General features: G+C 72.4%; 14 protein-coding genes. 5 read left to right on the top strand and 9 right to left on the bottom strand.

Going from position 1 to position 11,800, the window contains the following annotated elements; translation table 11 throughout:
* Nucleotides 1-76: 76 nt before the first annotated feature.
* A complete protein-coding gene (locus BJ984_RS06440; RefSeq protein WP_179547324.1) occupies nt 77-364 on the bottom strand; it encodes a hypothetical protein in 288 nt (95 codons plus the stop codon).
* 155 nt (nt 365-519) lie between these two features.
* On the opposite strand from BJ984_RS06440, the gene BJ984_RS06435 reads away from it, so the two are divergent.
* A complete protein-coding gene (locus BJ984_RS06435; protein ID WP_179547323.1) occupies nt 520-1,452 on the top strand; it encodes a DUF6578 domain-containing protein in 933 nt (310 codons plus the stop codon).
* A gap of 9 nt (nt 1,453-1,461) precedes the next feature.
* Nucleotides 1,462-1,797: a LysR family transcriptional regulator gene (locus BJ984_RS06430; RefSeq protein WP_179547322.1), complete on the top strand. Its 336-nt coding sequence runs from the start codon at nt 1,462-1,464 to the stop codon at nt 1,795-1,797.
* On the opposite strand, the gene BJ984_RS06425 is transcribed toward BJ984_RS06430, so the two are convergent.
* The gene (locus BJ984_RS06425) at nt 1,794-2,246 is read right to left on the bottom strand and encodes a DUF2256 and DUF3253 domain-containing protein (RefSeq protein ID WP_179547321.1); all 453 of its coding nucleotides are present in this window, start codon (nt 2,244-2,246) and stop codon (nt 1,794-1,796) included. The two genes, BJ984_RS06430 and BJ984_RS06425, sit on opposite strands and share 4 nt — an antisense overlap.
* Nucleotides 2,247-2,364: 118 nt before the next feature.
* Here BJ984_RS06425 and BJ984_RS06420 point away from each other — a divergent pair, with 118 nt between their 5' ends.
* Nucleotides 2,365-3,246, top strand: a complete 882-nt coding sequence (locus BJ984_RS06420) for a tryptophan-rich sensory protein (RefSeq protein ID WP_179547320.1) — start codon at nt 2,365-2,367, stop codon at nt 3,244-3,246.
* Entirely contained in the window at nt 3,243-4,958 is a 1,716-nt protein-coding gene (locus BJ984_RS06415) for an MFS transporter (RefSeq protein ID WP_179547319.1), read from the top strand. The genes BJ984_RS06420 and BJ984_RS06415 overlap by 4 nt, the downstream gene beginning before the upstream one ends.
* Here BJ984_RS06415 and BJ984_RS06410 read toward each other — a convergent pair.
* The 6 genes from BJ984_RS06410 to BJ984_RS06385 all read right to left on the bottom strand — a co-directional run bounded on the left by BJ984_RS06410 (nt 4,946) and on the right by BJ984_RS06385 (nt 9,732).
* Nucleotides 4,946-5,335, bottom strand: a complete 390-nt coding sequence (locus BJ984_RS06410) for a hypothetical protein (RefSeq protein WP_179547318.1) — start codon at nt 5,333-5,335, stop codon at nt 4,946-4,948. The two genes, BJ984_RS06415 and BJ984_RS06410, sit on opposite strands and share 13 nt — an antisense overlap.
* Nucleotides 5,332-5,592, bottom strand: a complete 261-nt coding sequence (locus tag BJ984_RS06405; protein WP_179547317.1) for a hypothetical protein — start codon at nt 5,590-5,592, stop codon at nt 5,332-5,334. Before BJ984_RS06405 ends, BJ984_RS06410 begins: the two co-directional genes overlap by 4 nt.
* Before the next feature lie 33 nt (nt 5,593-5,625).
* Nucleotides 5,626-6,186 carry a hypothetical protein gene (locus BJ984_RS06400; RefSeq protein WP_179547316.1) on the bottom strand — a complete coding sequence of 187 codons (561 nt, stop codon included), beginning with the start codon at nt 6,184-6,186 and terminating at the stop codon, nt 5,626-5,628.
* 9 nt (nt 6,187-6,195) lie between these two features.
* A complete protein-coding gene (locus BJ984_RS06395) occupies nt 6,196-7,341 on the bottom strand; it encodes a zinc-dependent alcohol dehydrogenase (RefSeq protein ID WP_179547315.1) in 1,146 nt (381 codons plus the stop codon).
* A 127-nt stretch (nt 7,342-7,468) separates the two neighbouring features.
* On the bottom strand, nt 7,469-9,031 hold the full coding sequence (locus BJ984_RS19045) for a sensor histidine kinase (RefSeq protein WP_179547314.1): 1,563 nt from the start codon (nt 9,029-9,031) through the stop codon (nt 7,469-7,471).
* Nucleotides 9,028-9,732, bottom strand: a complete 705-nt coding sequence (locus BJ984_RS06385; protein ID WP_179549358.1) for a response regulator transcription factor — start codon at nt 9,730-9,732, stop codon at nt 9,028-9,030. Before BJ984_RS06385 ends, BJ984_RS19045 begins: the two co-directional genes overlap by 4 nt.
* Nucleotides 9,733-9,914: 182 nt before the next feature.
* On the opposite strand from BJ984_RS06385, the gene BJ984_RS06380 reads away from it, so the two are divergent.
* Entirely contained in the window at nt 9,915-10,622 is a 708-nt protein-coding gene (locus BJ984_RS06380) for a GNAT family N-acetyltransferase (RefSeq protein WP_179547313.1), read from the top strand.
* On the opposite strand, the gene BJ984_RS06375 is transcribed toward BJ984_RS06380, so the two are convergent.
* Nucleotides 10,579-11,754, bottom strand: coding sequence for an FAD-dependent oxidoreductase (locus BJ984_RS06375; protein WP_179547312.1), 1,176 nt, complete (start codon nt 11,752-11,754; stop codon nt 10,579-10,581). The two genes, BJ984_RS06380 and BJ984_RS06375, sit on opposite strands and share 44 nt — an antisense overlap.
* Nucleotides 11,755-11,800: the final 46 nt, after the last annotated feature.

The raw sequence follows: 11,800 nt of genomic DNA, 5'->3' as shown, positions 1-11,800 counted from the left end.
TCCCGAGGCGGGAGTGGGTTCATGGTAGCCGACGGCCGCATCCGCTGAAGGGGCTGTGGACGAAAAGCGGTCGGGGTCAGGTCGTGATGTAGAAGAACATCAGGATGAACGGGATCGCCGACGCCGCGATGCCGACGGTGCTCACCCAGCGCGCCGCCGACGGGCGCGAGCGCAGCACCGAGATCATCCCGATGAACAGCCCGATCGAGGCGAGGATCAGCGGCAGCCACGTGGGGATGCCCGCCACGAGCGTGACGATGGCCGCGAGCCCGGCGACGATCGAGACGACGGCGGTGGCGTCGATGCCGCCGCGCGGGGCCTGCAGGGTCTGAGGGCGCTGGGTGGGGTCGTCGAGATCCGACATGCGGCTCCTTCGATGGTGGGCGGTCCTCTCCATTGAACGAGGGGCTGACGGATGCGGCAAGGGGGTCGCCGCCCGGCCAGGGCGGCCGGGGCCGGCGGGTATGCGTCCGCGGCGCGCACCGGCCGGCCGTCGTGGACAGGCGCTAGCGTGGGCGCATGCTGATCGAGGCCGTGGTTCCGGGGTGGGAGCACGAGTGCTGCGGTGAGGCCTTCGCCGTCGGGGCGACGGTGGCGTTCCGCCTGCATGCCGCCCGGCCTGAACCCGAGACGGCGACCGAGGCCGTGCCGCACGTCCCGGTGTTCATCGAGGAGCACCACGGCCAGACCCCCGAGGACGTTCCGCAGTGGGAGGTGCCGGGCCGGGTCGTCACGATCGAGGCCGTGCGGTACGGGCGACGGGAGCGCCCCGGTCAGCCCCGGGTGCACGAGTGGGACGAGGGCGAGCGCGACGCGCATCCGCTCGATACCGTCGCCGCCCGGGCCCAGGGGCCCGACGAGTACCGCGTCACCCTCGAGACCGACGACGGCACCGCCCTGCCCGAGTACCGGCGCAGCGTCGAGGCCGTGACGCAGGAGCGGTTGCGGCTCGAGGCCGTCCACCGCGCCGAGCGGCGGGCGGGCGACCCGGTCGGCGTGCGGCTGGCTGCGCTCGCCGACCACCTCGACCAGCACTGGGGCGATGCCGGCGTGATCGGGCGATCCTCGACCGGGGCGAATCTCAGCTTCACGCCGCACGCGGCCGGCGCCCATCTGTCCTGGTCAAGGAGCGACGCTCCGGCCGATTCGATCGGCGTGGAACTCGGCGGCGGGCTCTTCGGTCTCGGCGCCGACGACGACGGGGTGCGGATGCTCGAAGCCTTCGTCGAGGCCGCCGCCACCGGTCGTGTGCAGGAGCGGGTGCGCGAGACGCCCGACGGGGTGGAGTTCACGACCGAGGTGCTGGGCGGAGACGGGGTGCTCGACAGCGCGACCCGCACCGCGGACATCGTCCGTTCGGGCTCCTTCACGGCGATCGCCGGTCCGGTACGGGAGCGGCTCGAGCGCGGCGACCACCGCTGGGCACCGTGGCGCGTCGGAGAACCCCGGTAGCCTGGGGCCGTGGACATCAGCGCGCTCCGTCACTTCCTCGCCGTCGCCGACGAGGGCGACTGGTCGCGCGCCGCGAACGCCGAGCACGTCTCGCGGGCGACCATCCAGGCGTCCGTCGCCGCCCTCGAGGCCGATCGCCAGGAGCAGCTGGTCATCGCCGACGACGAGGGCGTGCGGTTGACGGCTGCGGGGCTCGCCTTCCGCGCCGAGGCGCGCGGTCGCGTGGCGAAGGCCCCGGCCCCCACGCGGAAGGCCGGCGGCAAGGCGAAGGCCTCGAAGGGTAAGGGGCGCGCCCCTATCGTCAAGGGCCAGCCCAAGCCCTACCCCAAGCGCCAGGGCCGCTAGCTCCGGTCGAGCCCCGGGTCCGACCCGCGACGACGACGGATGCGGATCGGGCCCTTCGCCGTGGACGGATCCACGACCGAGCCGCCCTGCGTGATCTCCACCTCGCCCGCCGCGACCAACCGCCGAGCCGCTTGCCGGGCCGGCTCCATGAGGTCGCGCCAGGTGTCCTCCTCGCCCACCGCCCGCGCCGCGTCGGAGGGGCAGATCGTCGAGGTCGCCGCCCGGGCGGCGAGCAGCTCCAGGATCGTGGCCTCGAGCTGCCGGTCGACGTCGCCGATGCCGTGCTTCCGGCACGCATCCGAGCAGTAGCGCACCTCGGACCAGTTCACGGCCCACTTGGCCCGCCACTCCATCCGCCGCCCGCAGACGGCGCAGGTCTTCTCGTCGCCCGGACCGCCCTGCCCGGACGACCGGGCCTCCCCCGCCTTCACCCGCTGCCGATGCGCCATCCTCTCAGTCTCCCCCTCCGGCACGGCGACCGGCGGTGAGGTGGCGGAGAAACCACCTAGGTAATAAAGTTACTAAGGTTGTTAGCGAAATAGCCCGACGGAACAAGGAGAGCAGATCATGAACGAGCCGAGCAGAGCCGATCGGGTGCGGCAGATCATCGTCATCTCCAGCGCCGTGTTCGCCGTCATCGGATCGTTCGTCGGGTCGGGAGCTGCCGGAGGAACGCCGATCCAGAGCGCCGCCGGGGGCGCACTGAGCGCCGACTCCACGCTGATCGCGCCCGCCGGGCCGGCCTTCTCGATCTGGTCGGTCATCTACGCCGGCCTGATCGCGTACGCGATCTGGCAGGCGCTGCCGAAGCAGGCCGCGCGGGAGCGCAATCGCCGGCTCGGCTATCCGATCGCCGTGACGCTCGTGCTGAACGCCGCCTGGATCCTCAGCGTCCAGGCCGGACTGCTCTGGCTCAGTTGCGTCGTGATCGTGGTGCTCCTAGTCGCCCTCCTCGTCACCTTCGTGCTCGTGCTGCGCACGCGCCGCCGCCCGCAGGGCATCGTCGAATCGATCGTGCTCGATGGCACCGTCGGTCTCTACCTCGGCTGGGTGTCGATCGCCACGGCCGCCAACCTCACCGCCGGCCTGCAGACCGTCGGCTTCGACGGCTTCGGGTGGGCGCCCGACGCCTGGGGCATTCTGATCGTGGTGGTCGCCGGCCTCGCAGGGCTCGCGCTCGCCCTGTACGGCCGAGGCCGCCTCTCGCCCACGGCGTCACTCGCCTGGGGCCTCGCCTGGGTCGCCGTCTCGCGCACCGCCGGCGAGCTCGTCTCGGCGCCCGTCGCCACCACCGCCGCCATCGTGGCGATCTCGCTCGTGGTCGCCACCGTCGTCATCCGCCTCGCCCTCGGCCGCACCGCGAGCACGAGCACGACCGGGCCCGACCGCACCGACGCGAGCCGCACCGGTGGCACCGCCCGCTCCGGCTTCACCGGCACCCGCGCATGACGACCGCGCGCCCCACACCCGGAGCACCCACCGCCCCCTCCTCCCGAGCCCGCTGGGCGGGCCTCGTCTTCATCAGCGTCGCCGTGGCGCTGATCATCGTCGATTCCACCATCGTCAACGTCGCGATCCCGTCGATCATCGACGACCTGGGGATAACGTCGACCCAGGTGCAATGGGTGCAGGAGTCGTACACCCTCGTCTTCGCCGCCCTGCTGCTCGTCTTCGGCACCCTCGCCGACCGCTTCGGCCGCCGCCGCATGCTCATCATCGGTGTCGCCGTGTTCGCGGCGTCGAGCATCCTGGCCGCCACCGCCGCGACGGGCGATTTGCTGATCGCGGCCCGCGTCGCCCAGGGCGTCGGCGGGGCGATGGTGCTCCCGACGACCCTCTCCCTGATCAACGCCACCTTCCGCGGTCGCGAGCGCGCCCTGGCCTTCGCCGTCTGGGGCTCCACGATCGGCGGAATGACCGCCGTCGGGCCGCTGCTGGGCGGCTGGCTGACCACCTACTTCTCCTGGCGCTGGGCCTTCGGCATCAACATCCCGCTCGGTGTGGTGATCATCGTCGGGGTGCTCGTGTTCGTGCGCGAGTCGAAGGAGCCGCTCACCGCGTCCGGAACCCCGCGCCGCGTCGACGTCGTCGGCGCCCTGCTCTCGGTGATCGCGAGCGCGACCCTGGTGTTCGGCCTGATCGAGGGCCGCACCTACGGCTGGTGGCTCACCGACACGGCCCCGCAGCTCGGCGGCTGGACGTGGCCGTTCGCCCTCTCCCCCGTGCCGATCGCGTTCGCGGTGGCCGTCGCGAGCGGCGTCGGCTTCGTGATGTGGGGCCGCTCCCGCGAGAAGCAGGGGAAGAGCGCGATGCTCGCGTTCGACCTGTTCCGCATCCCGAGCTTCCGCAACGGCAACCTGGCGGCGATGATCGTGTCGCTCGGCGAGTTCGGCATCATCCTCTCGCTGCCGCTCTGGCTGCAGAACGTGCTCGGCTTCGACGCGCTGCAGACCGGGTTCATCCTCGTGGCGCTCGCCGTGGGATCGTTCGTGGCGTCGGGCTTCGCGGGGGCGTTCGGCAACCGCATCCGGGCCGTGGTGATCGTGCGGGTCGGTCTGGCCGCCGAGATCGTGGGCGTCGCGGGGCTCGGTCTGGTGATCGGTCCGGACACGGCGTGGGGCCTGCTCATCCCGTTCCTGTTCGTCTACGGCTTCGGCGTGGGTCTCGCGACAGCGCAGCTGACGGGGGTCGTGCTGCGCGACGTTCCGGTCGAGCAGAGCGGCCAGGGCTCGGGCACGCAGAGCACGGCCCGGCAGATCGGCTCGGCCCTCGGCATCGCCGTGCTCGGCACGGTGCTGTTCACGACCGCGTCGCTGCAGCTCGACGCGCGCCTCGCCGACAGCGGGGTGCCGGATGCCCAGCGGCAGCAGATCGTCAGCCAGGTCGTCGACAGCTCGGGGGCCGCGATCGCCGGGCTCGAGAACGATCCGGCGCTGGCCGATGCGGCGACGGATGCGAAAGCCGCCTTCTCGGAGGGCACCCGCTACTCGGCCTTCGCCGCGGCGGGGTTCCTCGCCATCGGCTTCCTCGCCACCCTGCGCCTCGGCGCCGGCCCGGCCGCACTCGGACGCCGCGACCGCGACGCCGAGCAGCCCGACGACCGCGACGAGCAGCGCGAGAACGAGCAGCCCGAGACCGCTCCCGACCCTCACAGCCGGTAGAAGTCCCCCACGAGTGACACGATGCACAGCGCCGGCGCCAGCACGAACAGCAGCAGCCCGGCCCGCAGCAGCCACGTGATCCGCAGAACGCTGCGACGCGCATCCGACCCGCCGGGCACGGCGGCCGCCGCGAACACCGCCACCATCAGCCCACCGAGCAGCGCCCCCGCCCAGAACAGCCGCTCCCAGCTGTCGACGAGCACGCCCGCGAACCAGCCCGAGACGATCACCGACCCGCAGATGACCGCCATGACCAGCGCCGCGGCGGCGAACAGCACGGCGGCGTGACGCTCCAGCTCGGCCCGACGAAGGTCGAGCCGAGCGGGGGCGGAGGAGCCGGCGGCGGTCGAGGCGCCGGCGTCGCCCGTCCGACTCACGTCAGCGACGGAAGCTTCGCCAGCGCCTCGTCGGCCTTCTCCTCGCTCACGCCGAGCTTCTCGACGAGCAGCGACCGCGCCGGCCCCTGATCGCCCTGCCGGAGCGACTGGTAGGCCGCGTCGGCCTCGCCGCCGAGCTCCGGCGTCGGGCGCTTCGTGACGCCGAGCTGATCGGCGAGCTCCTGCGCGGTGGTGACGCCGTAGGCGTTCTGCAGAGCGGTGGGGAGGCGGTAGCCGCCGAGGGTTCCGAGATCCATTGAGGAGATTCCTTTCGAGGGTGGGTGAAGGGGTCAGCGACGGAGCAGGCGCCGGGCGAGCATCCATGCCACCCCGCCCGCGACGAGCCACGGCCCCGCGACGATCACGGGGTCGAGCACCTGGTGGCGCACGTCGACGCGGCCGCGGCGCGAGGCGATCGGATGCCGGTGCAGCTCCGAGAGCAACCCCGTCTCGGTGACGGGGTTGTCGGGGCGCAGGGTGACGAGCGAGCGCAGGTGCGCGCCGGTCGACTCGACGCGGTCGCCGGCCACGAGCAGCAGCCAGTGTGCGGCACGGCCCTCGCTGAAGCGGTCGTAGGCGTAGCGGCGGATGGCACCGGAGAGCCCGTGCAGCGGTTGCGCGGTGCCGAACACCGGCGTGAGCTGCAGGTGCTCGATGCTCTTCTCGCGGCCCTCGCGCGGCTGCTGCTCGTCGGGATACTCCCAGTGCGCTCCGCTCACGCCGGGGGCGAAGCGCTCCTTCGGCCAGGCCGGGCGGTCGGCGGGGTCGAGGTCGGCGCCCCAGCCGGGCACGCGGGCGCGCAGCTGCTCGGCGGTGGGCGGTGGGACGGGCTTGTCTGCGGTGTACGGCATCGGAACTCCTTAGGAACCCGGCACGACGACGGTCTTGATGCAGCCGTCGAGCTTCGACGAGAACATGTGGTACCCCTCGGCGATGTGCTCGAGCGGGATGCGGTGGGTGATCATCTCGGACGGTTTGAGGTACCCGGCCTGGATGTGCTCCAGCAGTCGTGGCCACTGCCGCTTCACGGGCGCCTGGTTCATCCGGAGCGTCAGGCCCTTGTTCATGGCGTCGCCGAACTTGACGGCGCTGAACAGCGGACCGTACGCGCCCATCACCGAGATCGTTCCCCCCTTCCGCACACCGTCGATCGCCCAGTTGAGGGCGACGGGCGAGCCGCCCTGCAGCTTCAGCTTCGCCGACGTGACGTGCTGAACCAGGTTGCCGTCGGCCTCGGCGCCGACCGCGTCGATCACCACGTCGGCGCCGAGGCCACCCGTGGTCTTCTTCATCTCGACCACGATGTCGTCGTAGTGCGTGTAGTTGCGGGTCTCGGCGAAGGCGAACGAGGCCGCCTTCTCGAGCCGGTAGTCGAGCTGGTCGATCGAGATCACGCGGCCGGCGCCCATCAGCCAGGCCGAGCGCGCGGCGGCGAGGCCCACCGGGCCCGCACCGAGCACCACGACGGTGTCGCCCTCGACGATGTCGCCGAGCTGGGCACCGAAGTAGCCGGTCGAGAACGCATCGGTGAGCAGCAGCGCGTCCTCGTCGGCCAGCCAGTCCGGGATGACCATCGGCCCGACGTCGGCGAACGGCACCCGAACGTACTCGGCCTGCCCACCGTCGTAGCCGCCCGTGGAGTGCGAGTAGCCGTAGATGCCGCCGATCGCGGTGGCGTTCGGATTGACGTTGTGGCAGTTGGAGTAGAGGCCGCGGGCGCAGAACCAGCAGGAGCCGCAGTAGATGTTGAACGGCACCATCACCCGGTCGCCGACCTTGAGGCCCTCGACCGACGAGCCGACCTCGTCGACGACGCCGATGAACTCGTGGCCGAAGGTGTGGCCGATCCTCGTGTCGGGCATCATGCCGTGATACAGGTGCAGATCCGAGCCACAGATCGCGGCCAGCGTCACCCGCACGATCGCGTCGTTCGGATGCTCGATCCGCGGCTTGTCCTTCTCCTCGACCCGCACCTTGTACGGGCCCCGGTACGTCATCGCTCGCATGCGTCCAGCCCACCCCGCTTCGCCGGGCGCGACAGGGGGTTGACAAGCAGGGGCTCGCCGAGCAGGGCTTTGCCGACCAGCCGGCCGGCCGGCCAGCCGACCAGCCGGCCGGCCGGCCGCGCGCGAGCTAGGACGCCGCGTCGGCCAGCGCGCCGCGCACGGGGAGCACCGGCGCCAGGCGCACCCTGAACGTCGTGCCGGCGGGCGAGGAGTCGACCGTGATCGAGCCCTCGTGCGCCTCCACGATCGACGAGACGATCGCGAGGCCGAGACCCGTGCTGCCCGAGCGGCGCGAGCGGGAGGAGTCGCCGCGGGCGAAGCGCTCGAACAGCTCGGGCACCAGCTCGGCCGAGATGCCGGGGCCGTCGTCGGTGACGGTGAGCTCGATCGACGGATGCGCGTCCGCCCCCTCGACGACCGCGACCGCCGTGGCCACGTGCGTTCCCGCGGGTGTGTGCACGGCCGCGTTCGAGAGCAGGTTGAGCACCAGCTGATGCAGCCGCTCCCGGTCGCCCAGCACGGGCACCGGCTCATCCGGAACCGAGAGCGACCAGGAGTGGCCGGGCCAGGACGCCCCCGCGTCGCTGACCGCGTTGACGACGATCTCGCCGAGGTCGACGCGGTCGAGGTGCAGGTCCTGCCCCTCGTCGAGGCGGGCGAGCAGGAGCAGGTCGCTGACGAGCGAGTTCATCCGCTTCGCCTCCGACTCGATGCGCGCGAGGGAGTACTCGGTCATCTCGGGCAGCGACGCGGCGTCCTGCCGGGTGAGCTCGGCGTAGCCCTGGATCGCGGCCAGCGGGGTGCGCAGCTCGTGGCTGGCGTCGGTGACGAAGCGGCGCATCCGCTTGTCGGTCTCGGCGCGCACCGCGAGCGCGTCGTCGACGTGCGCGAGCAGGTGGTTCAGCGCCTCGCCGACCTTGCCGACCTCGGTGCGCGGGTCGGTGTCGGCCGCGTCGACGCGCGGCGTGATGGCCACCTCGCCGCGGTCGAGCGGCATCGACGCCACCTCGGCGGCGGTCGCCACCACCCGGCCGAGCGGGCGCAGCGCGAGCCGCACCACCACCACGACGCCCACGATGATGATGGCGAGGCCGACCAGCGAGAGCACGCCGATGGTGATCGCCTCCTGCATCACAGCCGACTGCACGGTGGCCAACGAGACGCCCGCGACGAGCAGATTGCCGCGGCTGTCGAGCTCGGTGGCCACCCGGTACGAGCCGAGACCGTCGAGGTCGACGTTCTGGTGCTCGCCCACGTCGAAGGTCGCCGACTCGAGCTGCTGCACCACGGCGTCGTCGAGCGGAGCCGCGTCGGAGTCGGAGAAGATCGCGGAATCCTCCACCGCACCGTTCGAGATGAGGGCGATGAAGCCGCCCGGCCCGTGACCGACGTAGTCGACGAAGGGCTTCACCGGCTTCTGGTCTCCGGATGCGCTCGCCGACGCATTCGGGTAGCGCACCCGTTCGACCGTGTGGTCCAGGGCCGACATCGATCCCGTCAGCTGGGAGTCGACCACGGTGGTCACCGACGCCGTGAGCGTGACGACCCCGAGGATGCCGACGGCCGCGAGCACGGCGGCGACGACGGCGGCGGTGCCGATCACGAGCCGCCGGCTGATGCTCCACGGGCGGCGGCCGCGCGAGGTGACGGGGCCGACCGTCTCATCGCCCGCGGCGGACGCCCCGTTCACTCGACGGGCCTGAGCACGTAACCCACGCCACGCACGGTGTGGATCATCGACGGCCGGTCGGCGTCGATCTTCTTGCGCAGGTACGACACGTACAGGTCGACGATCGAGGCCTTGCCCGCGAAGTCGTAGTTCCACACCCGGTCGAGGATCTGCGCCCGCGAGAGCACCCGGCGGGGGTTGCGCATGAAGTACCGCAGCAGCTCGAACTCCGTGGTGGTCAGCGCGATGCTGTCTCCGCCCCGGGTCACCTCGTAGCTGGACTCGTCGAGGGTGAGGTCGCCGACCACGATGTGCGAGTCGTCCTCGGAGGTCGTCGTGATCGAGCGGCGGAGGAGACCGCGCAGCCGCGCGACGAGCTCCTCGAGGCTGAACGGCTTGGTCATGTAGTCGTCGCCGCCGGCCGTGAGGCCGACGATGCGGTCGTCGACCGAGTCGCGCGCGGTGAGGAAGAGGGTGGGGGCGCCGCCCTCGAGCTCGCGCAGCTGGCGCAGCAGCGAGATGCCGTCGGTGTCGGGCAGCATGATGTCGAGCACCACGATGTCGGGCCGCGCGTCGCGGTAGGCCTGCAGTGCGCTCGCTCCGTCGTGGGCGATGTCGACCGTCCAGCCCTCGTAGCCGAGGGCGAGGCTGACGAGACTGGTGAGCACGGCCTCGTCGTCGACGAGCAGCACGCGGATGGGCGATCCGTCGGCCCGGTACATCCGCGGCAGCTTGGCGAGCACGGCGCGACGGCGGCCCGAGGAGAGCAGGTCGTCGGGGGCAGGGGTCGTCACCACCCCATTGTTCGCCCTGCCCACGCCTGGCTCCAGTCGAGCGACCCTTTTCATAGGGAGCTCAAATGATCTCATGACCCCCTCATGCGGGGGACGTCTACGGTCTCCGCATGACCCAGCTCACGGCCCGACACCCGACCCGGCCCCGCACTCCGGTCTGGTCGAACCCGCTGCCCGCCGTCAAGGACGCCCTCGCCTCGGCGGGGCTGCACCGCCCGCGTGCCCTGCGCGGCGAGCGCATCGAGCATCCGGTCGACGCCCCCGTGCTCCGCACCGAGCGGCTGGTGCTGCGCCCGCACCGCTTCACCGATGCGGATGCCGCCGACTGGCTCGACCTCCAGTCCGAGCCCGCGGTGCGCGAGTTCCTGCCGTGGCCGGAGCGCGACGCCCGCCGCTCGGCGCGGCACCTGCGCGACCGCACCCGGCACACCCGGCTCTGGCAGGCCGACGACTTCCTGGCCCTCGCGGTCGAGCTCGACGGCCACGTGATCGGCGACGTCTCGCTCCACCTGCGCTCGGTGGCCGCCTCGACGCGCACGGTCGAGATGGGCTGGGTCGTGCATCCGTCGCTCGGCGGCCGCGGCTACGCCACGGAGGCCGCGGCAGCCCTGCTCGAGTTCGCGGTGACGACCGTCGGGGCGCAGCGGGTGACGGCGGTGACGGATGCGCGCAACACGCGCTCGGTCGCGCTGGCGAAGCGGCTCGGCCTGGTCGCTCAGACGGCCCGGGCAGCCGGCGATCCCGCGGTCGCCCCGGGCGAGACGCTGCTCGCCGTCAGCGCCGCGCCGGCTGCGGCCCCGAGCGCCGCGCGGGCTTGAGAGAGAAGATCGAGGGGGCGCGGATGCCCTCGGTGAGGTCGGCGAGCATCCGCCCCACCACCGGCACGAACTTGAAGCCGTGCCCCGAGAAGCCGGCGCCCACCGCCACCGGGCCCACGCGGTCGATGACGAACGCCGAGTCGCGGGTCGAGGTGTAGGTGCAGCTGATCTCGGCGAAGTCGGAAGGATCGGCACCGGGAAGCCACTCGCGCACGTAGTGCTGCAGCGGGGCGAAGCGGCGGCGGTCGGTGCGGGCGGCCGGTGAATCGGGGTCGGTGATCGGGCCGGCGCCGTGCCAGCCCACCTTGATGCCCTCCCCCGGCGTCTGCACCCCGTAGATCGGCGCCGGCCAGTAGCCGTAGCGGCCGTCGCCCAGGTCGGGGACGTGGTTGAAGCCGGGCCAGACCGCCGTGTCGTCCACGGGACGGAAGTGCGCCGGCTCCTCGCGGGTGACGGTCAGGCGGGGCAGCACGAGCACGGGGCCGAGCAGGCGCGTGGTCCAGCCGCCGAGGGTCACGACGAGGCGGCGGCACTCGAACAGCTCGGCGTCGCCCGCCGGGTCGCCCTGGGCATCCTGAGGCGTCACCTCGACGGCGGCGCGATCGTCGCCGAGCACCCGGATGCGCGTGACCCGCGAGCGGTGCGTCACGACGGCGCCCCGGCCGGCCGCCGCCTGCTGCAGCGCCGCGACCGCGCCGTCGGCGTCGAGCCGCCCGGCCTGCGGCACCACGAGCGCGCGCTGGTCGAAGCGGATGCCCGGCCATCGCGCCTCCGCCTCGGCGGGTGGCACGATCTCGGCCTCGAAGCCGAAGTTCGGCAGCACCCGGGCCATCTCGTCGAAGCCCGGGTGGTGCCCGTGGCTGACGACCCCGGTCTCGGTCAGCAGTGCGCGCCCCGTCTCGGCCTCGAGCTCGCGCCAGAGCCGGGCGGAGTCGCTGAGCATCCGGAGGTGCACCGGGTCGGCGTAGGCGAGGTTGAAGTTGCGGGAGCGACCGTGCGAGGCGCCGTGGGTGTGGCCCGGGTCGAAGCGCTCGAACAGCGCGACCTCGGTGCCGCGGCCGGCGAGCTGCCAGGCGGCCGCCGAGCCCATGGCTCCGCCGCCGACGACGATCGTGTCGATGAAGGTGGCCATGGGGCGACAGTAGGCAGACGCCTCGGCGCGATGCACGCCGGGCGAC

The sequence above is a fragment of the Herbiconiux flava genome (genome assembly GCF_013409865.1).
Lineage (GTDB): Bacteria > Actinomycetota > Actinomycetes > Actinomycetales > Microbacteriaceae > Herbiconiux > Herbiconiux flava.
Note: the sequence above shows the minus strand (reverse complement) of the source record. Positions and strands in the feature narration are given on the sequence as shown.